The sequence below is a fragment of the Meiothermus sp. genome (genome assembly GCF_026004115.1).
GTDB lineage: Bacteria > Deinococcota > Deinococci > Deinococcales > Thermaceae > Meiothermus.
In genome coordinates this window covers 1-20,560 of sequence record NZ_BPIM01000001.1, presented here as the reverse complement: position 1 = coordinate 20,560, position 20,560 = coordinate 1, and the positions used below count along the sequence as shown (strand labels likewise).

General features: G+C 62.3%; 22 protein-coding genes. 3 read left to right on the top strand and 19 right to left on the bottom strand.

Going from position 1 to position 20,560, the window contains the following annotated elements:
- Positions 1-50 precede the first annotated feature (50 nt).
- Positions 51-290, top strand: a complete 240-nt coding sequence (locus Q0X23_RS00110) for a hypothetical protein (RefSeq protein WP_297858400.1) — start codon at positions 51-53, stop codon at positions 288-290.
- 15 nt (positions 291-305) lie between these two features.
- On the opposite strand, the gene Q0X23_RS00105 is transcribed toward Q0X23_RS00110, so the two are convergent.
- A complete protein-coding gene (locus Q0X23_RS00105; protein ID WP_297858399.1) occupies positions 306-755 on the bottom strand; it encodes a hypothetical protein in 450 nt (149 codons plus the stop codon).
- A gap of 150 nt (positions 756-905) precedes the next feature.
- On the opposite strand from Q0X23_RS00105, the gene Q0X23_RS00100 reads away from it, so the two are divergent.
- On the top strand, positions 906-1,892 hold the full coding sequence (locus tag Q0X23_RS00100; RefSeq protein ID WP_297858398.1) for an iron ABC transporter substrate-binding protein: 987 nt from the start codon (positions 906-908) through the stop codon (positions 1,890-1,892).
- Between the two features lie 431 nt (positions 1,893-2,323).
- Positions 2,324-2,743, top strand: coding sequence for a YbaN family protein (locus Q0X23_RS00095; RefSeq protein WP_297858397.1), 420 nt, complete (start codon positions 2,324-2,326; stop codon positions 2,741-2,743).
- 18 nt (positions 2,744-2,761) lie between these two features.
- Here the strand turns inward: Q0X23_RS00095 and Q0X23_RS00090 are convergent, their stop codons facing one another.
- The 18 genes from Q0X23_RS00090 to mraZ form a co-directional block, all read right to left on the bottom strand.
- Complete coding sequence (locus tag Q0X23_RS00090) at positions 2,762-3,313, bottom strand: hypothetical protein (RefSeq protein ID WP_297858396.1); 552 nt, start codon at positions 3,311-3,313, stop codon at positions 2,762-2,764.
- Positions 3,314-3,321: 8 nt separating this feature from the next.
- Positions 3,322-4,701, bottom strand: coding sequence for a TetR family transcriptional regulator (locus Q0X23_RS00085; RefSeq protein ID WP_297858395.1), 1,380 nt, complete (start codon positions 4,699-4,701; stop codon positions 3,322-3,324).
- Between the two features lie 27 nt (positions 4,702-4,728).
- Complete coding sequence (ruvC, locus tag Q0X23_RS00080) at positions 4,729-5,223, bottom strand: crossover junction endodeoxyribonuclease RuvC (RefSeq protein ID WP_297858394.1); 495 nt, start codon at positions 5,221-5,223, stop codon at positions 4,729-4,731.
- 75 nt (positions 5,224-5,298) lie between these two features.
- Positions 5,299-6,363, bottom strand: a complete 1,065-nt coding sequence (gene ftsZ, locus Q0X23_RS00075; protein ID WP_297858393.1) for a cell division protein FtsZ — start codon at positions 6,361-6,363, stop codon at positions 5,299-5,301.
- Between the two features lie 60 nt (positions 6,364-6,423).
- The gene (gene ftsA / locus Q0X23_RS00070; RefSeq protein WP_119340500.1) at positions 6,424-7,701 is read right to left on the bottom strand and encodes a cell division protein FtsA; all 1,278 of its coding nucleotides are present in this window, start codon (positions 7,699-7,701) and stop codon (positions 6,424-6,426) included.
- Positions 7,698-8,327, bottom strand: coding sequence for a cell division protein FtsQ/DivIB (locus Q0X23_RS00065; RefSeq protein WP_297858392.1), 630 nt, complete (start codon positions 8,325-8,327; stop codon positions 7,698-7,700). The genes ftsA and Q0X23_RS00065 overlap by 4 nt, the downstream gene beginning before the upstream one ends.
- 139 nt (positions 8,328-8,466) lie before the next feature.
- Positions 8,467-9,303 carry a UDP-N-acetylmuramate dehydrogenase gene (locus Q0X23_RS00060; protein ID WP_297858391.1) on the bottom strand — a complete coding sequence of 279 codons (837 nt, stop codon included), beginning with the start codon at positions 9,301-9,303 and terminating at the stop codon, positions 8,467-8,469.
- A 58-nt stretch (positions 9,304-9,361) separates the two neighbouring features.
- Positions 9,362-10,735, bottom strand: a complete 1,374-nt coding sequence (murC, locus tag Q0X23_RS00055; protein WP_297858390.1) for a UDP-N-acetylmuramate--L-alanine ligase — start codon at positions 10,733-10,735, stop codon at positions 9,362-9,364.
- Positions 10,732-11,766 carry a UDP-N-acetylglucosamine--N-acetylmuramyl-(pentapeptide) pyrophosphoryl-undecaprenol N-acetylglucosamine transferase gene (locus tag Q0X23_RS00050; RefSeq protein ID WP_297858389.1) on the bottom strand — a complete coding sequence of 345 codons (1,035 nt, stop codon included), beginning with the start codon at positions 11,764-11,766 and terminating at the stop codon, positions 10,732-10,734. The genes murC and Q0X23_RS00050 overlap by 4 nt, the downstream gene beginning before the upstream one ends.
- 121 nt (positions 11,767-11,887) lie before the next feature.
- Positions 11,888-13,000: an FtsW/RodA/SpoVE family cell cycle protein gene (locus Q0X23_RS00045; protein WP_297858388.1), complete on the bottom strand. Its 1,113-nt coding sequence runs from the start codon at positions 12,998-13,000 to the stop codon at positions 11,888-11,890.
- Positions 12,993-14,267 (bottom strand): UDP-N-acetylmuramoyl-L-alanine--D-glutamate ligase, encoded by a 1,275-nt coding sequence (gene murD / locus Q0X23_RS00040; RefSeq protein WP_297858387.1) that lies wholly within the window; start codon positions 14,265-14,267, stop codon positions 12,993-12,995. Before murD ends, Q0X23_RS00045 begins: the two co-directional genes overlap by 8 nt.
- Positions 14,264-15,133, bottom strand: coding sequence for a phospho-N-acetylmuramoyl-pentapeptide-transferase (locus tag Q0X23_RS00035; protein ID WP_297858386.1), 870 nt, complete (start codon positions 15,131-15,133; stop codon positions 14,264-14,266). Before Q0X23_RS00035 ends, murD begins: the two co-directional genes overlap by 4 nt.
- A complete protein-coding gene (locus Q0X23_RS00030) occupies positions 15,130-15,939 on the bottom strand; it encodes a hypothetical protein (protein WP_297858385.1) in 810 nt (269 codons plus the stop codon). Before Q0X23_RS00030 ends, Q0X23_RS00035 begins: the two co-directional genes overlap by 4 nt.
- Positions 15,936-17,225 (bottom strand): UDP-N-acetylmuramoyl-tripeptide--D-alanyl-D-alanine ligase, encoded by a 1,290-nt coding sequence (gene murF / locus Q0X23_RS00025; protein WP_297858384.1) that lies wholly within the window; start codon positions 17,223-17,225, stop codon positions 15,936-15,938. Before murF ends, Q0X23_RS00030 begins: the two co-directional genes overlap by 4 nt.
- Before the next feature lie 39 nt (positions 17,226-17,264).
- Complete coding sequence (locus tag Q0X23_RS00020) at positions 17,265-18,680, bottom strand: penicillin-binding protein 2 (protein WP_297858383.1); 1,416 nt, start codon at positions 18,678-18,680, stop codon at positions 17,265-17,267.
- Positions 18,677-18,949, bottom strand: a complete 273-nt coding sequence (locus Q0X23_RS00015; RefSeq protein WP_297858382.1) for a hypothetical protein — start codon at positions 18,947-18,949, stop codon at positions 18,677-18,679. The genes Q0X23_RS00020 and Q0X23_RS00015 overlap by 4 nt, the downstream gene beginning before the upstream one ends.
- Positions 18,946-19,857 (bottom strand): 16S rRNA (cytosine(1402)-N(4))-methyltransferase RsmH, encoded by a 912-nt coding sequence (gene rsmH, locus Q0X23_RS00010; RefSeq protein WP_297858381.1) that lies wholly within the window; start codon positions 19,855-19,857, stop codon positions 18,946-18,948. Before rsmH ends, Q0X23_RS00015 begins: the two co-directional genes overlap by 4 nt.
- 3 nt (positions 19,858-19,860) lie before the next feature.
- On the bottom strand, positions 19,861-20,295 hold the full coding sequence (gene mraZ, locus Q0X23_RS00005; protein WP_119340510.1) for a division/cell wall cluster transcriptional repressor MraZ: 435 nt from the start codon (positions 20,293-20,295) through the stop codon (positions 19,861-19,863).
- Positions 20,296-20,560: the final 265 nt, after the last annotated feature.

The following is a 20,560-nucleotide window of genomic DNA, read 5'->3' as shown; positions in this document are numbered from 1 at the left end:
CAGCCTCCATCTGCTATGCGCATGCCCAGGTACGCCGCGCACGGGGCGAAATGGCAAATGTACATGCCGTGTACCGGGCCGAGTTGCTGGCCTTGCTGGGCCTTTCGATTGGGGCCTGGGTGGGGCTGGTGCCCTGGCTGGGCGTGGCGGCCCTGGCGCTATTGCTGCCCTTGTCGATATTTTCCTTCCAGAAGCCTCCCGTGCCGGCTAAGGTGGTGGGCTGGACGCAGATGGCCCTGGGGCTCCTGGTGGTGGGGGCCACGCTACTGGGTACTCGACTGGGATGGTGAAAGTGAATCTGCCTGCTAGCGAGAGGGCTGGCTTGCCGTGGGTCTTGGGGCGAAGAACAGCTTGCGGTTTTCGGGCCAGAACAACCAGACCAGGCCCAGCAGGGGCTGTATCAGGGGCAGAAAGCCATAATCAATGCCAAAGTCGTGCCAGACCGTGCGCCCAATGACCTCCGGCATCACCAGACTTAGGGTGCCTACCACCAACACCCCGGTCATCTCGAACGAGAGGGCCCCCACCGAGACCCACCAGGCCCAGGGTTTGCGTATCACGAAAGCCACCGTCGCTACCAGATAAATTGCTGCCGCTACTGCCGAGAGGGTAGGGGGGAAGTAGTCGGTAACGCCCGGTTTGAAGAAAAGCTGATAGACCGAGCGCACCCCCGCCGAAAGCGCCAGCAAGGGATAGGAGACGGCCAGAATTTGTCCAATGGCCCGGATAACCTGCGGTGTCCAAAACCTGCTCACGGTTCAAGTCTACCGCGCCTGCGCCTGCGCGAATGATTCCCATTATCAAAAGTATATAAATCCGACTGGAATACTTGACATTGAGCCCTGACCCGAATAGACTCCCCCTCGAGCCGAAAACGGCTTTCAGAAGAAATCAGGAGGAAGAAAGTGAACAGATACCCCGCCCTGTTGATTGCACTTCTAGCCCTGTTGGGTTTGGGTCAGGCCCAGCAACAAAGCCTTACCGTCTATACGGGCCGCGGGCAAGGGCTGGTAGAACCGCTCGTAAAACAGTTCGAGGCCGAGACCGGCATCAAAGTCAATGTGCGTTATGGGCGTGATGCGGAGATTCTGGCAGCCCTCCAGGAAGAGGGAACCCGCAGCCCAGCCGATATTTTCTGGGCCAATACTGCTGGGGCGCTGGGGGTAGCCTCCGAGCGAGGGCTCTTCATTCGTTTGGGAGAATCGATCACCCGGATTCCCACCAACTTTGTCCCCGCGAGCCGCCAGTGGGTGCCCCTGACTATCCGTCTGCGGGTTCTGGCCTATAACCCCAGCCGAGTCAAGCCCGAAGACCTGCCCAAGAGCATCATGGACTTGCCCAAGCTGACGCAGTACAAAGGCCGCATTGGCTGGACACCCACCTACAGCAGCTTTCAGGACATGATTGCCGCCATGGTAGCGCAGTTTGGCGAGGCGCGTACCCGCCAGTGGTTGAGCGACATGAAAGCCCTCGAGCCCAAAGCCTACGCCTCCAACCCCGCCATGATGGAGGCCATTCGCTCGGGCGAAATTGACCTGGGCTCAACCAACCACTACTACATTCAGCGCTTTATGCGGTCAGGGCAACCCATAGGAACTTACTACTTTGCCGATGGAGACGTGGGTGGGCTGGCCTTGGTGACGGGTGCCGGTATTCTCAAAACCCACAAGAACCTTTCGGCGGCCAATCGTTTCTTGCTGTGGCTGCTTTCTCCCAAGGGCCAGCAGTTCTTCGCCAGCGAAATCATCGAATACCCGGTTGCCAGGGGCATTGTACTTACTTCTAACTTGCTCCCCATCAATCAAGCAGTTGCCAAAAGCCCCAAAGTAGACTTTGAGAAGCTGCCCCTCGATACCGCACTCAAACTTCTGCGCGAGGCCGGATTGCTGTAGGGCGCTTTGAAATAAGCCTGTCAACCATCAGCCGACCACCATCGGCTGATGAATTTTTGAGGGGATATGTAGAAGCCGCCAAGCGTGGGTATGGTTTCAGGCCAGAGGTCAGGGCCGGTGCACAAAGTAAAACCGCGCCTTCCCCCCAGCGGGGGAGGCTAGGAGGGGGCATAACACCCGGCCAGGTCACCTACCTTCGAGCATTTTTTGCAATACAATGCGCTTGAAGTGCTCCTTTGCGTTTCCCACATTTACGCTACACGCGATGCAGCGTAAATTACCCCACACGCCCTAGCTTCCAAAGGATGTGGTGTGGGATATTCGTGGGAACCGCTCCTGGCTGGGGTTTGCGAGGGTTCACGCACCGATCCTGGGCCAGGGGTTCGGGTACATTTATCCCTAGAGGTTTTTTGGCATACTGTTGAGAAGTTATGAAGCCGTCCATCAATCCGCTTCGTCCGCTTTGGTTATCGTTGGGCTTTTTCTTTGCAGGACTGGGCTTTGTCGGCACAGTGGTACCGGGGATGCCCTCCACGGTGTTTTTTATCCTGGCGGCTTACTTTTTTTCACGGAGCAGCCAGCGGTTTCTTAACTGGATCCTCGGCCTGCCCAAAGTGGGGCCCATCGTGCGGGATTACCGCAACGGGCTGGGTATGTCCCGCAGGGCTAAGATTTTCGCGCTGTGCATGCTGAGTTTTTTTGCCCTAACCAGCGCCATCTTTTTTATCCCAGTTGTTTGGGTCAAGGTGCTGGTATTGGGGGTGGGGCTGGTGGGCTTCTGGTTCATCCACAGCCGGATTCCTACCAAGGAAATTGTGCTAGCCCAACGCCAGGTGAGCGAAGCTCGGTAAACCAGGGTCGGTTTTTCTTCACTTAATAACGGCAAAAGGCCGCCCGGTAACACTTACACGTGCGCCGGTAAGATCAAAACGGCCGCCGCTACTGTTAACTTCGACCCGAATGGCAATTCGGAAAGAGCCCGACTTAATGATATTGAACGCGGTGCTGTTCTGGTTGGTGCTAAGTTGAATGGTGGTCTCAATAGACTGGCTTTGTCCAGCCGCCACATTCAAACTGGTGCTGCCTAGGCCCACATCCCCACCGCTGTTATCGTTGAGATTGGTGTCGCTCTCCGGGGCCAGTCTTATCTCGTAGCTGCCTGTTAGGGGTAAAGTTCCGGTATTGGTTACGCTAGCCTGAACGGCGATCTGACCGCGCTCGAGGATATCCAGGCTTAGGGGGAGGGGTACCAGCTGGCCCTCGAGGCCCGGGTAAACCGCCAGGTAATAGCCGGTAGGAATGGTGATGCTACGCTGGTTTTGCGGAATAAAACTGAGGACATTGACGTCGATGACATAGCGAGTCGCAGCACTGCACGCCGCCAGCAGCAAGATTAGAGCAATAAGAGCAAGTCTAGGCATGTTTCACCTCAAAACCCCAAGCCCAGGCTGAGGGCGATACCAAACACAGTGTTGCCCACAATGGGGGCGCGGTGGGTGGTCAGGGCCGCATCTAGTGTGAACCCTGGTCCTACAAACCCCGCTCCCAACCCAAAGCGGAAGCCGTTGTCGAAGCCCAGCCCGGCCCGGAAGCGGGCGGGCCCCAGGCTGAACTCGCCGCCCACCCGGCCATAGAGGCCAGACTCGTAGCCCAGATCGCCTCCTACCATCAAAGCGCCGACCTCGAGGGGTACCCGGGTAGCGGCATTCAGGAAGAATGCAGGCACAAAGCCAAAGCTGCTGCGCTCGCCCTGGGCCGAGATGGGGTTGCTGGAGGTGCCATCCCAGTGCAGCTCGGTACCGCTCCAGCGGGTGAAGCCCAGCGCGTTGCGGATGCCCAGCCCCACCGTGGTGCCCTGGGCTTCCATGACCACGCCGATGTCGGCCCGGGCCCCAAAACCGTTACCATTACCGGGAATGGTGTAAAACACGTTACCCCGGTAGACCGGCGGCTGGTTGGGGTCGAACTGGCCCTGGGCATCGGTCTGGACGCCCGCACTGAAGCTGCCCTCGAGGTAGGCCAGCCCGTAGAAAGCCTCTCCCCGGGTGCCGACATACAACTTGGCCGGGCCGAAGTCGGGGATGGGTACATCGGGTAGCCGGGTGGCATAGCCAAATCCCACACTGATGCCCGCTTGTGCCGTTCCGGTCAGGTTGAGGGCATACTCGGTGCTGGGCTGGAGCTGGCCGCTCTGCAAAGCCTGGCGAAGGCTATCGTTGGGCGAAAGGCCCAGGCCAAAGCCCCCCGCGAAAAGGCCAAAATCCAGGAAGAGATTGTTTTCCAGGCTCACCGGTATGCGAAAGAGTGGGGCCGGTGTAAGACCTTTGTTGCTGGCCACACCGGTTGGGGTACCCAGGCCGAGGTCGAGCTGGATGGGGTTGCCCTGGTAGTCGGTGATTTGGATACCGCTTGCACTGACCTTTATTTGAATTTCGGGGTAGCCCGTATTGGGGTTGATGAAGGCCCTCGAGGAGGCCGGGTTGATCAGGAACTCGCCCAGGTGCGTGACCTGATCGTAGAAGGAGAGCAGGTCGAAGGGGCTATTCTCGTCGGTAAGGTTTGACAGACCCCCCAGAGCGGGCAGGGGGTTGCTTTCAGGCCGTAAAACCAGGCCCAACAACCCAATGGGTAGTTGAAAACCCTGGTCAGCACCATATAGCCCCCCCGGAAAGGCCGCATAAGCCGGGTTCAGGTAAGCTGCGCCGGGGCCGGGCAGCACCAGACCTGCCATACCCAGGCTGCGAACACCTTGGGAGAATCCCAGCCCTCCCACTGTTGCGATAAGCACAACCCAAACAAGACGTCTCATAACGGGTTGCATTCTAAAACCAAGCCATCAGCTTAGCGGTTTATTTGACCCAAGCGGATGGTAAAAACAATGGGTCAGGGCGATGGCCAGCGCATCGGCTAAGTGGGTGGGCTTGGGGAGGGTCTTTAGGCCCAAAATTGCCCGTACCATATAGGCCACCTGGTGCTTGTCGGCCTGGCCATTACCCACCAGGGCCTGTTTGACTTTGGGCGGCCCATAGCCATAGACCGGAATGGCGAGTTGATCGGCTACCAGAAACACCGCCCCCATGGCCCAGCCCACCTTGTAGGCCAGTTCGTTTTGCCGGTAGAAATATTGCTCCTCTACCGCGATGGCCTGGGGCCGGAAGGCGACGGCAGCCTGGTAAACAGCCCGGTAGAGTCGGCCTACCCTAGCCGGTGCTGTTTCACCGTGGCTCGTCTTGACCACCTCAGCATGGAGCATCCGTGCCCGCTTACCGACCTGCTCCACCACCCCCAGGCCCAGGTTGGTGATGCCGGGGTCAATGCCTAAGACAACCATCGCTCATAGCTGAAGGCAAATAGTTGATAGCGAAACTGCTTTATAAGCAATTAGCGATCCGCTACTGGCGCAAAATCAGTTGCCCCTTTTGGGGGGGTAGTCGCCGTCACCGTAGCGGATAAAGGCGGGGATGTCGAAGTTGCCGACATCCACGTTGCTGGTAGGGAAGTCCATAAGGGGCCGACCCCCAGGCTTGGCCACCACAGCGCTCTCGTTGAAGCCTGCGGCGATCAAGATGACGCGCATCTCGTCCTGGGCCCGGTTGTCGTAGGTGAGGCCATAGAGCACGTCCACGTCTTCCATGCCGGTGGCTTCGCGGATATGCTCCACCACGCTGCTGGCTTCCATCAGCGAGATGTCCTCGTCGCCCACCACATTGACCAGGAGCTTACGGGCCCCATCTACCGAGCGGTCCAGCAAGGGGCTCTGGATGGCCGACTGGGCGGCCTCCTGCACTTTGTTTTCGCCCCGGCCCGCCCCTATGCCCATCAAGACCTGGCCGGCGCCGGTGAGCAGGGTGCGTACATCAGCGAAGTCGAGGTTGATCTGGCCGGGCAGGTTGATGACATCGGTGATGCCCTTTACCCCGTGGTAGAGCACCCGGTCGGCAATCATAAAGGCATCCTTGGCCGAGACCTTTTTGTCCAGCGCACCCAGCAGCCGGTCGTTGGAGATGACCACCATGGCGTCTACTTGTTCGCGCAGGCGCTTGATGCCATCCTCGGCGGCCCGCAGGCGACGGGGGCCCTCCCACGAAAAGGGGCGGGTGACGACCCCTACCGTGAGGGCCCCCAGGCTCTTGGCAATTTGCGCCACCACTGGGGCACTTCCGGTGCCAGTACCGCCGCCCATCCCGGCGGTAATGAAGACCATGTCGGCGCCCTCGAGGTATTCGCCTACCAGCTCTTCGGCTTCCTGAGCTGCTTTCTCGCCGATCTCGGGGTTGGCGCCAGCCCCCAGCCCGCGGGTCAGTTTGTCGCCCAGCTGGATGCGTACATCGGCCAGGCTGGTCGCCAGAACCTGGGCATCGGTGTTGGCGGCAATAAACTCCACACCGGTAAGCCCCGATTCAATCATGCGATTGACTGCGTTGTTGCCTGCACCACCGAGACCAATTACCTTGATTTGTACGTCACCCATAATCTCTCCTGGTACCCTCTGCTGGTTGCTTCAGTGCTTCGAGCCGATACGAAACTCCCGCTAAAAAAAGTTCTTGAACATACCTTTGATGCGCTCCCACAGCCCGCTTGCAGCATTGGCTGCTCCTTCGGTGTTGAGAACGGGTTTGCTGGCCGGGCTGGTTTTGCTACGGCCCGGACGGTGCCCGCGGGGTAGGGGCGCCTGGGCGGCCAGGTTGGCGGCATGGCGAACCAGCCCCACCGCTGTGGCATGGGTCGGGGAGGCCACCACATCGGTGAGCCCCTGCACGCCCAGGGGCTTGCCCAGCCGCACGGGCAGGTTAAACTGCTTGCGGGCCAGTTCTTCCAGGCCGCGCACCATGCTAGCACCGCCGGTCACGATGACCTTGCCCACGGTAATTTCCAGCGGCCCCAGGGCTTCGTCCACGCTCTGGCGGGCCAGGTGCAGGATCTCGCGCAGGCGCGGGCGGATGATGCGGGCTAAGTCGGGGGCCTGGTAGGAGATTTGTGCGGCCCCCTCCTGGCTCACTTCCAAGACCAGCTCGGGGTCGGCCAGCTCGGGCAGGGCGGCGCCATACTTTTTGGCCACCCGCTCGGCTTCCTCTACCGGAATTTGCAGCAGCTTGGCGATGTCTTGCGAGACGTGGTCACCGCCCAGGGGAATGACCGCCGAGTGGGCCAACCGCCCCTGGCGGAACACCGCCACATCGGTGGTTCCCCCGCCGATGTCCACCAGCATCACGGTCATGGAGAGCTCCTCGGGCGAGAGTACGGCCAGCCCGGAGGCGTAGGCCTGCAGAACCATGCCCTGCAGCTCGAGGCCGGCATCTTCGACCGCTTTGCGCAGGTTGGTGAGGGGGCCCTTGCTACCCGCGACGAGATGTACGTCGACCTCCAGGCGCACCCCGGCCATGCCGATGGGGTCGCGGATGCCCTCCTGTCCGTCCACGCGGAACTCCAGGGGCAGTGCGTGGATGAGTTCGTAGTCGCCCTCGAAGGGGTAGGCTTTGGCCTGTTCGATGGCCCGTTCGACATCGGTTACGGTAATTTGCTGGCCGCGCCGGATGGCCGCCAGGCCGTGGCTGGTCACGCTGCGGACATGGGCCCCGGCCACGCCCACCCAGACCCGCTCGGCCTTGACCCCGGCCACCCGCTCGGCCTGGAAGATGGCCTGGCGGATGGACTCGGTGGTGCGCTCGAGGTTGGTCACCACCCCGCGCCGAAGGCCATGGGAGGGAACGGTGCCTTCTCCGATGATGTCCAGGATGCCATCCGAAGACAGTTCACCGATGACCGCAGTCACTTTGGTGGTTCCTACATCTAAACCTACGAGAATCATCGGCGAGCACTCACCCCCCAGGAATACACATAGATACGGCTTTCCGGCGAAGCGCCGGGGTGCGCAAGAGGGTTGCTTGCGTCACTTTTGCCTATTCTGCGGGCTTTGGCCCAATCTTGCAACTCTCTGACGTTCCTGGCCCAAGCATTAAGGTTTGGCGCTACGACCTGATAACCCGCGACGCTGTAGCGGATGCGCTGGGCATCTGGAAAAGTCTGCATCAGCAAAAGCAAGTCGGCAATGGGGAGTTCGCCCCGGCCCTCGAGCACCGGACCCCGTGTGGGCGCACCCGGCAACAGCACGCCATCGACGCTCAGGCCATAGCGCTGATGCCCCTGAACCAGATTGGCGATGGAGGCACGCTCTTCCAGCACTATGCGCAACCGGCCCGGCGCGGGGCGCTCGAGCACAGCGGATTTGACCCAGGGGTTTTTCTTGAGGGGCTCGAGCCTAGAGGGCCAGGCCCACAGCCAGGGGCGGCCGGGCTTTAGGCCGGTCAGTTGCTCGATCTCGGGCCGGGATAGCTGCTGGTTGCCCACAATTTCGACCTGCTCGATGGGCAGCGCCACATATGAACCTACCCCCAAAGAGGCCAGCAGCAAGGCAATCAGAACCGCTCGGATCATCCCCACCACCTTTCTGCGCGTGCTCCGGCAACGCTCGGAAACCTTGACCTTCCGTAGATTGAGCGGTGGCATAGCGCGGGGGATGAAGGGCCCCGGGCATTCCTGACCCACCAGCGCGCCCCGGCTGCCATGCGCATTTTCATCGGCTCACCTCCGCTTCGGCGGGCTTAATCTCGCCCCAGATCTCCCACTCCACCTCCAGCGGCAGCACGGCTTGAACCTTGCGGATCAGGGCATACATCTCGGCGGCGGTCGCCCCTCCAAGATTCACCAGAAAGTTGCCGTGCTCGAGGCTGATCATGGCTTTACCCACCGTGGTTCCTTTGAGACCCCTCACATCGATCAAACGACCTGCCGAGTCGCCGGGCGGGTTCTTGAAGGCGCAACCCGCACTTTTCCTTTTGGGCTGGCCTTTGCGGGCTGCATCTACCAAGGCTATCCTGGCCCGCACTGCTTCTTCGCTGGAGGGGTTCAGTTTGAGCTTGACCCTTGTCACAAGGCTACCTTCGGGCAACTCGGAATGCCGATACCGGAAGCCCAGTTCCGAGGGCCGGTAGCAATGCAAGCCGCCATCGTGGAATAGCTCCACTTCCTCCAAGGCATCGGCCATCTCGCCGAAACGGGTACCGGCATTCATTTTGACCGCTCCCCCTACCTGGGCTGGCACGCCGTGCAGGCCCTCGAGGCCGCTCAGGCCCAGCCGTGCAGAGGCTTGTAGCAGGCTGGGCACCAGTGCCCCGGCCCCCACCCAGCCCGAGAGGTCGGGGTTCCACAGGGCAAACTCGCCCGCAAGCCGGATCACCCGCTCCGGTACACCGTCATCCGAAACCAGCAGGTTGGAGCCGTTGCCCAGCACCCGGTAGGGGGCCTGGGTGGCTTCTTTGAGGTCGGCCAGGGTTTCGACCGTCCAGACCTCGGCCTCTCCCCCCACCCCGATGGTGGTGAGCCTGGCAAGCGGCAGACGGGCTATTTTCACAGCAGTACCTCGCATCTGTGGCCTTCCCTGTGCCCAGTCCCTCTGCACCAGACCCCGGTCATACGGCCTCCTTTTGGGCTACCAGCAGGCGCCCCAGCCTCGAGACGCTCCCGGCCCCAATGGTCAGAATCAGATCGCCCTGGGTTGCGGTCTGGTGCAGGTAGCTGAGAATGTTCTCCCAACTGTCGTAGCGGGCCTGGTGTCCCCGCGCATGCAGGTGTTCCAGCATGCGCCCGGCAATCTGGGCGCTGGAAAGGCTAAGGGGGGTTTCCTCGGCGCTGTAGACATCGAGAATCAGGGCCTCGTCGGACTGCTCGAGGGCCTTGGCGTAGAGGGGCCACTCCTGCTCGCTGCGCCCATAGCGGTGGGGCTGGAAGACCGCCCGTACCCGCAGGCCGGTGTTGCGGGCCGCTTTGAGCAAAGCAAAAAGTTTGGTGGCGTTGTGGGCGTAGTCGTCCACAACCAGGGCTCCGTTGAGTTCACCCACCTTTTCAAAGCGGCGGCTGGCCCCGGTGTACTGCAAAAGCCCCTCCCGGATGGCCTCGAAGGGAACCCCCGCCACGATGGCGGCAGCCGAGGCGGCCAGGGCGTTGCTGATGTTGTGCTCGCCGGGCACTTGCAGGCGCACCCTGCCCAGGGTTTGGCCCTGCCAGACCAGCTCAAACTGGCTGCCGAAAGGCTCGAGGGCAATATTGGCGGCGTGGCAGTCGCCCTCCTCTAAGCCAAAGCTGCTGCGGGGGCGGCCCTGGGTGAGCTGATCCAACAAGCGCCAGCGGGGTTCGCCGTTGTAGATGATGTGCCCGGCCCGGCTGGCAAAAGAGTGTACGGCGTCCTGGAGTACTTCAAAGGAGGTGTGGTAGTTGGGGCGGGCCAGCCCGTCGGGCGACACGTGGTCGGCCTCGAGGTTGGTGATCACCGCCACGTCAAGCTGCAAAAAGCGAAACAGGGGGTCGGACTCGTCTACCTCGGCAATGCGGTAGCGTCCGGAGCCCACCTTGGCGCTGCCGCCAATCAGGCCCAGCTCAGCCCCGAGCAGCACCGTGGGGTCGCTCTGGGCTGCAATGAAAATGCTGGCCAACATGGAGGTGGTGCTGGTCTTGCCGTGGGAGCCGGTTACGCCCAGGCTGTAACCCCCGCGCAAGATTTCGGCCACCACCTGAATCCGCCGCCAGACCGGGATGCCCAGGGTGTGGGCGGTGGCCAGTTCAGGCTCGCTGTCCTTGATGGCGGTGGAGGCGACCAGCACCTCTACTCCCTCGAGGTGCGATGGGCTATGGCCCTGGTAGACCTGGATGCCTTCGCGCTCGAGCTGGCGGGTCAGGTCGGAAAGCTGGCTATCGCAGCCGCTGACCCGGTGTCCGTCCTTGCGTAGAATGCGGGCCAGCCCGCTCATGCTAATGCCCCCAATACCCATCAGGTGATAATGCTTCACACTGCCTCCAAAACGATCTGGGCCAGCCGCCCGGCTGCTCCGGCTGGCGATAACCCCCCAAGTCTATCGCGGATTTGGGCCCGCGTGGAGGGGTCGAGCAGAGTGTTAAGCTCGGCCTCAAACTGCGCCCAGGACTCAAGTCGCCGGGCCGCGCCGCGCTCGGCATAAAAGCCTACGTTGGCCCACTGGGCGCCCCCATCCAGGTGGCGCGGCAGCGGCACCCCCAGCACCGGTACCTGGTGGTAGGCCGCCTCGGACAGGGTACCTGCTCCGCCCCGGGTGATGGCACAGTCCGCAGCACTCCAGGCCAGCACGCTGTCCACATAGCCCCGCACAAAGTAGTGCGGCCGTTCCAGGGCTTTGAGTTTTTCCTCCCAGCGCACCCCACACTGGTGCAGGATCTGCCACTTGCCCAAAAGTGGGTAGAGTCGCTCGGGCAGCTGTTCATTGAGCTCCTGGCTGCCCTGGCTGCCGCCCAGAATCAGAAGGGTGGGGCGGCTGGGCTCGAGCCCAAGGGCGGCTCGGGCCTCGGCTGGGGGACGTTTTTCCTCCCGCACCGGATAGCCCACCACCTGGGTTTTATGGGCCAGCCCAGGGGCCAGCTCTATGGGGGTGGCCAGGGTGACCCGCCGGGCGAGCTGGGCCAGCATCCGGTTGGCCAGGCCCAGTTTGGCGTTTTGCTCGTGAATGATCATGGGAATCCCCTGCAGCGCGGCCACGAAAGCCACAGGAAAACCCGCGTAACCCCCCATGCTGAGCACCGCTTTGGGCCTTAAGTCTCGCACCAGCTGCCGTGCGGCCCAAAGGCCCTGTAGTACCTTTGTTCCTTCTTTGGGGCGCAAAGCGTCGCGCGAGAGTTTACCGGCAGGAATGAGGTGGTGTGGTAGGCCACTCTCGGGCAGAACCCGCTCTTCAATCCCACCCAGCGCCCCCACGTAGGTTACGGGCTCGCCTGCTTCCAGCAGGGCGCTCGCCGCCGCCAGCCCCGGATAGAGGTGGCCGCCGGTGCCCCCGCCCGTAACGATCACCATGTGCCTCCTTTATGGAGCCAGGGAGCAGGGCGAAGCGGAGCCAGCGTTGCAGGCCTTTCCCAAACCCGCCTGCTGGCGCAGGGCCTCCATGCGCGTTGCGGTAGTGCTCTCCTGTACGCTTTCACGGCTGGGCCTCCCCGACTTCGCTTTCCTTTTTGTGCGCGAAGGCCTCGCGTGAGAGGGCTTGCAAAAGCCCCATGGCCAGCCCGGCCATGATCATCGAATTGCCGCCCATGCTCACCATGGGCAGCGGGGAACCGCCAATCGGAATAGTGCCGATGACGGCTGCAATGTTGAGGGCAGCTTGCAAAACCAGGTACAGGGTCAAGCCCAGCGCCAGCACGCTCCTGGAACCTTCCAGGTTTGCGGCTATCTGGAGCCCTCGAGCCAGTATCAGCCACAGGGCCAGCAAGACCATGAAACCCGCCAGCCAGCCCCCCGACCAGATGATGGAGGCCAGCACGAAGTCGTTGTGGGACTCGGGCAGGTTGGGCATCCGGGCCCCCACCCCCTGCCCGAAAGGCCCCGCATTCACGATGATCTTGTGCGCCTGGGTGATCTGGTACAAAGGCCCCCGGATGACTTCCGGGCTCAGTTCGCTTACCCGCCCGCTGACATAGGCGCTCCAACCCTCGAAGCGATCCCGTACTTTCTCGAAGCGCTCCAGATACAAGCCCGAGACCGAGAGGGCCAGAAGCCAGGCACTGAAGCCAATGGCCAGGAGGCGTCGCCAGGGAACCCCGATTACCACCAGCAAAAAGCCCGATAAAAGCAGCACGAAAAGGCCCGTATCCAGGTCGGGCGAGGCGATGATCAGGCCCGATACCAGGCTGATGGCAACGATGGGGCCTATGATGGGGTAATCGGTGGGTTTGTTGTGGAAGAAAGCTGCCAGGTACAGCACCACCGCCAGCTTGGCCAGCTCGGAGGCTTGCAGGTTAAAGGAGGTGAAGGGCAGATCAATAAACCTGCGTTCACTGCCCGGCCCAAACCCCACCAAGAGGTTCGCAACCAAGAGCAGAAGCGAGAGCAGGAAAAAGGGTCGCGCTGCCCAGATGGCCCAGAGGGGACGCAGGCGCGAGACCAGCAACATCAGGGCCAGCGAGATGGCGATATTGCGCAGGTTTTCCAGGCTGTGCTGCTCCGGGGCGGCCCGCATCCAGTCGGAGGTGGCCACCCCCAGGGCCGAAAAGGCAAAAAGCATGAGCTGGGCCAGCAGCAGAATGCTATCCACGAATACCTCCCATGTCGAACACCACTTCCCGGAATACTTTAGAGCGTTCTTTGTAATCCTTGAACTGATCGAACGAGGTGGCCAGCGGGGCCAACAGCACACTGCCCGAGGCAAGCCGCCGCAGGGATTCGCCCACGGCCTGCTCGAGGGCTTTGCGCCCATCGGGCTCGCCGATTTCCACCACCTCCACCAGGTTCTTGAAGGGCGCGGCCAGCCGGCTGCCGTCGCGGCCAATGGCCAGAATCAGCCTGACCTTGCGCGCCACCACCTCGCGCAGTTCCTCAACCGGGGCGCCCTTATCCACCCCTCCCAGCACCCAGGCCACCGGAGGGGGCGCGGCCTCCAGGGCCGTGCGTACCGAGTCGAGGCGGGTGGCGATGGAGTCGTCTATGAACTGTAGTTGGCCGATACGGGCGAAAATTTCGTAGCGGGCTTCGGGACGGGGGGCCGAGGCGCGGAAGGGTTCCAGGGCGGCGGAGGTGGCCTCGAGCGCAAGAACCCGCTCAGGCTGTTCGCGCCCTACGATGTGGGCATAGGCCAAAGCGGCTTGCAGGGCTGCATTCAGGTTGGTTTCGCGCGGGTCGCTATGGGGCTCGAAGGGGTAGCGCTGGGCCGGATTTCCTTCGATGGCGGCCAGGATCCTAGGATCTCTGGCATTGTAGACCAGGGCGTCCTGGGCGGTGAGGTTTCGGATCAAGTTGAGCTTGGCGGCGTGGTAAGCCTCCAGGCTGCCGTGGCGGTCGAGGTGGTCTACCCCCAGGAGCAGCAGCACCGCCACCCTGGGCCTGAAGTGCCGGGTGCGCTCGAGCTGGAAACTGCTCATCTCCACTGCCACCACCTCGGCCTCGTCCACCACGCTGGCCAGTGGTGGGTCAATGTTGCCGCCCTCCAGGGCTTTGAAGCCCAGGGCCCGCAAAAAGTGCCCGGTGAACAGGGTGCAACTGGTTTTACCTGCCGTACCCGTGATGCCGATAAGCGGGGTTTTGGCGTGGCGGTAGACCAGTTCGGCTTCCCCGATTACCTCCGCACCGCCCGCCCGCAGGGCTTGCAGGCGATCGTGCTGGATGGGCACGCCCGGGGCTGCTATCACTTCATCGTAGGTTCCGGGTGTGGGGTCGGGCTCCTGTTCAAACCCCAGCGCCTGGGCCTGCGCTGCTTCATCGGGTTTGAGTTGGTCGTCGTAGAAGCGGGCCGACAGGCCGTGCCGATGCAGGTAGCCCAGTACCCCCAGGCCACTGCGCCCGAGCCCATACACCAGCCGCCTCATACCGGGCCTCCCCAGAGGTGTACTGCAAGTGCTGTACACAGGGCCGTGACCACCACAAAGCGAAACACCACCTTGCTTTCGGGCCAGCCCGACAGCTCGAAGTGGTGGTGCAGGGGGCTCATCTTGAAGAAGCGCTTGCCGGTGCGGCGGAAGTAGGCCACCTGGATGAAAACCGAGAGCACTTCCAGCACCGGGATCAGGGCCACCAGGGGCAGCCACCAAATCTTGCCTTCCAGAATGAACAGCCCTGCGACCAGGGCCCCCAGGGCCATGCTGCCGGTGTCACCCATGAAGACCGTGGCCTTGGGGGCGTTGTGCCACAAGAAGCCCAGCAAAGCGCCCACCACAGCCTGCGCGGTGGGAAGCCCCACAAAGGGCAGCAAAATCACCGCCGAAACGCTGGCCAAAAGCCCATCTACCCCGTCGGTAAAGTTGAAAGCGTTGCAGGCAGCAATGATCACCAGGGTGAAGAGCAGTACGTCCAGCGCAGGATACGGCGTGTACTGCACCTGTCGGGCTGCCCAGATGGCAAACACCAGGCTCATCAGTACCTGCACTACCAGCTTCTCGCGGGCTCTGAGGGGCCTTCGCAGTGAGCCGGCCAGGTCGTCGGCCAGGCCCAGGAGGGCCATGCCCAACACCAAAAGCCAGAGCCCAGCCCACCTATCGCCCCCCGAGAGCCCGTACACCAGGGCGGCAGCCAGCAAAAAAGCCACCCCGCCCATGCTGGGGGTGCCCATCTTGGCCAGGTGGCTCTGGGGGCCGTCGGCCCGTACCTGCTTGCCAAGGCGGAGCGACTGCATCAGGGTAATCCAGAGCCCCACCAGGAACCAGCTCAGGAGCGCAGCGGCGGCGAGGCTGTTCATGGCACCTCCCATGGCACGAAAAGGGAGACGAGGTTTTGACGAGATGGTGCCCAGGCTTTGGGAGCAGAGCGGCTGGCTATATCCAGGTTCAGTCGCAGGGTAACCAAGCGGCCCGCCTCCAGGGTATAGAGGAAGGCCCCATCGGTCTCGAGGCCCCTGTACGCTCCGGCGCGGAAGCCCAGGCGCAGCCCCTCCAAACTCAGGCGGTGCAGGCCCTCGGGGGTGAGCACATAAAGGTCTTCCAGCACCACCGCTGCCCGCACGTTCCCCGGCAGGGGCACCCGGATGCGGTCGGGCAGGCGCAGGGCCTCGCGCCCAAAGGCGTAAACATAGCGCTCACCGGCGGCCAGGAAGTTGAAACGCCCCTCAGCCAGCCTTCGGCGCTCGAGGCTAATCCCCTCGTCATCCAGCCAGTAGACCCCCTCCCTGGTGTTGAGCGCGTCTTTGGCTTGGTAGAGGAGGGTGCCGAGCCCTGGTACGTAGAGCCTGTCCGCCAGGCCTACCAGGGGCAGAGGTTTTGCTCGCACAAAGATGGGCACCCCCGGCAGGGGCAGGCTGTCCTGGATGAAGCCGTTCTGGTAGATGAGCAACTGAAAAGGGTAGGCGGCCAGCAGGGTATTGCCGCTGCGAGCGACCAGCGGGGTGGGGTTGGGCAGGGCCAGTTGCAGCCCGACCGCCCGCACCAGCCGGCCCTCCACCACACCCCCTTCAATCAGGATGGTTTCTGTGGCGGCGGTCGGGGGGGTTTGTGGCTGAGGTGCACACGCCGCTAAGCCTAAGGAGAATGCCACCAGCCCTGCTCTCATGCTTCCTCCCTGGGCCACAGCTCGAGCAAGCGCTCCAGGCCCACACTGCGCGAGGCTTTCAGGTATACCAGGTCGCCCGGCACAGCCGAGCGGGCCAGAAGCTCGGCGGCCTCCTCCACGGTCTCTACGGCGCTGCCCCCTGCTTCAGCCGCCTGCTGCTTGGCAAATGGCCCGACAAAAATCAGGTTGGGGCTGATAGCAGCCGCCAGCCGGGCAGCCTCGAGGTGGTGCTTCAAGGCTTCCTCGCCGAGCTCGGCCATGCGGCCCAGCACCAGCCACTTGCGCCCCGGCTGGGTTTGCAGGAACTGCATCCCGGCCCGGAAGGATAAGGGATTGGAGTTGTAGGCGTCGTGGATAAAGTCCACCCCTCCCAGCTGCAAGCGCTGCATCCGCCCCGGGGGGAGCCGGAGGGCGGCCAGCCGCTCGATGGTGTCGGCAAGGGGTTTGTCCAGCATCCGGGTTGCGGCCAGCGCAGCCAGCGCGCCCATCACCGGCCCGACACCCGGATAGGGGAGACCGACCGGGTGCCCTTCAAAGTGGAAGCGGCTAGCGTTGAGGCCGAGCTCGAGGTTTTCGGCCCGAAAATCCCCGGCCCCTATGCCGTAGGTCTTCAGGTTTGGCAGCCGCACCATCTCGGCAGCCTGGGTGCTGGACAGCCTCAGGGCGCTCACCTGTAAGAGCCAGCTCTCCTCACGGATCACATTCTCCAGGTTCCCCAGCCTCTCCAGGTGTTCCTCACCCAGGCTGGTGAGCACGGCAAAGTCGGGCCGGGCCAGGTAGGTGAGCTCGGCCATCTCCAGCAGCCGGTCAATGCCCAGCTCCACCACAGCACCCTCGCCCTCCTCCAGATGCAAAAAGAAGCGGGCGAGGCCGGGGGCGTTGTTCAGGTTGCCCTCGGGGGCTGGCCAGCCCAGGCCCTGGGCCAGGCACTCCTTGGTGGTGGTTTTGCCCGAACTACCCCCCACCGCCAGCACCGTCCCCCCGAACCGGTCGCGCAAAGCTCGCCCGACTGCCAGCAAAGCCCGCTCGGGCTTCTCGACCTGTACCGCGCCAGGGTGCGCGAGGTCGGTGACCACAAAGGCCGCTCCGGCCTCCAGGGCTTGCAAGCCAAACTCCCGCCCGTGGGTTTTCGCGCCGGGCAGGGCAAAAAAGGCTACCCCTGGTGCTATTTTCCTCGAGTCCCAGTGCAAGTCATGGGCTACAGCAGCGCCTTCGTGCGCTTTTCCACCCGTCAGGCTGGCTACCCACGCAGGTTGGAGTTCTTTCGGCCCTTTTTTCTGCACCATAGCCTCACATGAGTATTGTACTCAAGCTGCACAAAACACTCATCGGTTGACCAGTTTACCCTTGCTGAATGAGTTGTCCAACTGAGGCGGAATGCCCCAGAGTGCAAAGAGCCGGGCTGCAATGTCCCGGTAGATAGGGGCTGCGACCTGGGAGCCGTGGATGCGCCCCCCCTTGGGGTGAAAAAGGTTTACTACCACCGTCACGCGGGGGGTATTGGATGGGATGAAGCCAGCGAACAGTGCCGCATAAACACTGTTGCTGTAGCGACCATTCACCACTACCTGTGCCGTGCCGGTTTTGCCCCCCAGCACATAGCCGGCGAGTCTGGCATTTTCGGCGATGCCGTCGGTAAGAGCTTTGCGGATCTCGCGGGCTACCTGAGGGCGGAATACCACGCTGATTTGGGAGGTATTGCCTTCGAACAGAATCGGCTGGCGAAAGACCCCATCGTTTGCCAAAATGTTGTAGGCCGCCGCTAAGTGCAAGGGGGTGATCAGGAAACCCTGGCCGAAGGTGGCGTTGGCGTACTCGGCAGGCCCCCAGCGGTGCACCGGGCGGACATGGGGGGCCGCAACCTGTACAGCAATCCGGGGCTGGTAGGACAGGGGCGGCAGGAGCGCTGCATCCATGAAGTGCATCTTCTTGAAGTAGTTAAACAGCGTCTCACGCGGAATCCGCTCGGCCAGGGTGGTGATGCCCACATTGGAGGAGAATTTGAGTACTTCGCTCAGGGTGAGGGTCTCGGGGTGCTTGACCACATCGTTGATGGTCCAGCCTGCGATACGACGGCTCATGGGGGCATAGACTCGGGTGTCAAGCCTGGCCATGTTTTCCTCCATCAGCACCGCAGCCGTGAGGGGTTTGATGGTAGATCCGGGTTCCAGTGCGTACGCAAAGGCGTGGTTGCGCCAGGAAATGTCTTGCTGGAGGTTGAGTCGAGGGGCGCTGGGGTCGAAGGCCGGGCCGTTGGCTACTGCCAGAAGCCGCCCGGTTTTGCTTTCCATCACCACCACCGAGCCCCAGTCGGCCTGGGCGGCCTTTAGGCCTTTCCACAGGGCTTGCTCAGCGATGGACTGCACCAGCGGATCCAGGGTCAGGCGCAGGCTCTGGCCCTGGACGAGCAGCTTTTCCAGGTCGAGCTCGAGGCCTGCGAGCCCCTTGCCGGTGTTGCGCTCCCCAAAGCCGATGAGCTGGGTGGCTGAGAGACCCAGGGGATACAAGCGCGCATCCGCCTCGGTGCTAAAGGCCAGCGGGGTGCCGTCGGCTGCTTCCAGGCTTCCGCGTAAAGGAGGGGCGTCCGCTCGGGCCGATACGGGCCGCAAGGGGAGGCTGGGGGCATTGTGCCACAGCACATAAAAACCGTACCCCAGTCCCAGCACAAAGGCGGCAAAAGCCAGCAACACCACCCAGCCCCGGCTCAGGGAGGTTTGTTCACTTGTTCCTAAGCGGTTCAAGGGGCGCTCCTTTCTGGCTGCACAGGGCTGGCCCAGCGGGCCAGGCTCATGGGGATGTAACCATTGGCTTCGGCCCATTCCCGCAGCGCCAACGGGGAAACCAGCTGATAGCGCTGCAAGAGCAGTAGGGTCTCTTTTTGTCTGCGGTCGGCTTCGGTGGCCTGGAGCGCCATCAGATTGGCGCTCAGTTGCTGGTTGTAGTGCCCCAGGGCGGTCAGGCCTGCCAGTAACAGTAAATACACCAGACCCCATCGCAATACCGTTTTCATGCTGTGCCTCCATCTATGCGCTCTGCTACCCGCAGCTTGGCGCTGCGGGCTCTAGGGTTTACGCGCTGTTCGCTTTCCGAAGGAGTGATGGGTTTTTTGGTAAGGGGTTTCAGGACGGAAGAGTCGCGCAAGAAATGCTTAACCCGGCGATCCTCGAGCGAATGAAAGCTGATAATGACCAGCCTGCCCCCGGGCTTCAGTACTTCTTCGGCGCCTCGAAGCAAGGCCTCCAGCGCACCTAACTCGTCGTTGACGTAGATGCGAAGGGCCTGGAAGGTCTTGCGGGCAGGGTGCCCGGCTTCTCGGTACCCGGTGGCCCGGCGGATTACCTCGGCCAACTGGGTGGTGGTGGTGATGGGACGATTCTCCACAATAAAGCGGGCGATGCGTCTTGAACGCGGCTCTTCGCCGTAGCGGTAGAGAATCTCGGCGATTTCTTCTTCGGGGTAGCTATTGACCACCTCGGCTGCCGTGAGTGCACCTGTGCCCATCCGCATGTCTAGGGGGCCTTGCTGCTGGTAGCTGAAGCCCCGCTGGGCGTCGTCGAAGTGAAAGCTAGACACCCCCAGATCGGCCAGGATGCCGTCTACCTGCCTGAGGCCCCGCCTCTGTAGCTCGGGCACCAGCTCGCGGAAGTTGGCTTCAACCAGAGTCAGGTTTGCCAGGCCCAGCCCCGCGGCTCGGGTAATGGCCTCGGGGTCCTGGTCAAAGGCAATTACCCTCCCGCCCCGTTCCAGGATGCCCTGGGTATGGCCTGCCCCACCCACGGTGGCGTCCACATACACCCCGCCAGGCCGAACCGCCAGCCAGTCCAGGGCTTCGTGGTAGAGCACCGAGGTATGGCTCACACCCCTCCTTTGTCGTACGGGTGACTGGGCGCTTGAAAACAGGACAGGGGTCGCATACATGGTTCATCCAATCAGGCCCCGCAGGGCCTCGGGGGTGGTGGGGTTCTCCACAAACTTGGTGATGTTGGCCCACCAGCGGCTCTCGCTCCACAACTCCAACCGGGTAGGCGCGCCGACCACCACCGCATCGTTGGTGTCCTCGAGGCCGGCAAACTTGCGCAGGGGTGGGGGGATGGTCACCCTCGAGGCGTTGTCCATCTGGGTCTTGTGGGCGCCAGAGTACAAAAAGCGCACCAGCTCCTGGGCTGCCCGGTCAATCAGGGGCACATTTTGCAACTGGCGTTCAATGTTGCTCCAGGCCAGCAGGGGGTACATGTAAAGGCAGCCCTCGAGTCCTCGGGTAATCACCACCCCATCCTCGATAAACGAGCGGAAAGGCTGAGGGATTACAACCCTGCCTTTGTCATCGAGGCTATACTGGTGTTCACCGAAGGGCATCTCGTGTTCTCCTGCACAGACTTGTTTTTTGGGCCCGTCTCCCCACGAGCGTTTCCCACCGGAGGTGCTGTTCTGAACAGTAATGTACCACGCATTCCCCACTTTTTACCACTGTCTCCCACTTTGGCCCCACTTTTTCCCACTCTGGGAATGCTAAATGGGCGGAATCCCCACCAGGTAGATGTATTGCACGAGATACACTTCAAAGAAGGGTTTCGAAACCGAAACAACCGGAAGCGTGCGGAAACGTGCGATAGGGACGTGA

Bases quoted from the DNA above. Each gene is read 5' to 3' on its own strand.
- Q0X23_RS00065 (WP_297858392.1), bottom strand. From the start codon at position 8,327: ATGATCCGAGCGGTTCTGATTGCCTTGCTGCTGGCCTCTTTGGGGGTA.
- rsmH (WP_297858381.1), bottom strand. From the start codon at position 19,857: ATGTATGCGACCCCTGTCCTGTTTTCAAGCGCCCAGTCACCCGTACGA.
- ftsZ (WP_297858393.1), bottom strand. From the start codon at position 6,363: ATGGGTGACGTACAAATCAAGGTAATTGGTCTCGGTGGTGCAGGCAAC.
- murD (WP_297858387.1), bottom strand. From the start codon at position 14,267: ATGAGGCGGCTGGTGTATGGGCTCGGGCGCAGTGGCCTGGGGGTACTG.
- Q0X23_RS00090 (WP_297858396.1), bottom strand. From the start codon at position 3,313: ATGCCTAGACTTGCTCTTATTGCTCTAATCTTGCTGCTGGCGGCGTGC.
- Q0X23_RS00095 (WP_297858397.1), top strand. From the start codon at position 2,324: ATGAAGCCGTCCATCAATCCGCTTCGTCCGCTTTGGTTATCGTTGGGC.
- Q0X23_RS00015 (WP_297858382.1), bottom strand. From the start codon at position 18,949: ATGAAAACGGTATTGCGATGGGGTCTGGTGTATTTACTGTTACTGGCA.
- Q0X23_RS00030 (WP_297858385.1), bottom strand. From the start codon at position 15,939: ATGAGAGCAGGGCTGGTGGCATTCTCCTTAGGCTTAGCGGCGTGTGCA.
- Q0X23_RS00050 (WP_297858389.1), bottom strand. From the start codon at position 11,766: ATGGTGATCGTTACGGGCGGGGGCACCGGCGGCCACCTCTATCCGGGG.
- ftsA (WP_119340500.1), bottom strand. From the start codon at position 7,701: ATGATTCTCGTAGGTTTAGATGTAGGAACCACCAAAGTGACTGCGGTC.
- Q0X23_RS00085 (WP_297858395.1), bottom strand. From the start codon at position 4,701: ATGAGACGTCTTGTTTGGGTTGTGCTTATCGCAACAGTGGGAGGGCTG.
- mraZ (WP_119340510.1), bottom strand. From the start codon at position 20,295: ATGCCCTTCGGTGAACACCAGTATAGCCTCGATGACAAAGGCAGGGTT.
- ruvC (WP_297858394.1), bottom strand. From the start codon at position 5,223: ATGGTTGTCTTAGGCATTGACCCCGGCATCACCAACCTGGGCCTGGGG.
- murF (WP_297858384.1), bottom strand. From the start codon at position 17,225: ATGGTGCAGAAAAAAGGGCCGAAAGAACTCCAACCTGCGTGGGTAGCC.
- Q0X23_RS00110 (WP_297858400.1), top strand. From the start codon at position 51: ATGGCAAATGTACATGCCGTGTACCGGGCCGAGTTGCTGGCCTTGCTG.
- Q0X23_RS00035 (WP_297858386.1), bottom strand. From the start codon at position 15,133: ATGAACAGCCTCGCCGCCGCTGCGCTCCTGAGCTGGTTCCTGGTGGGG.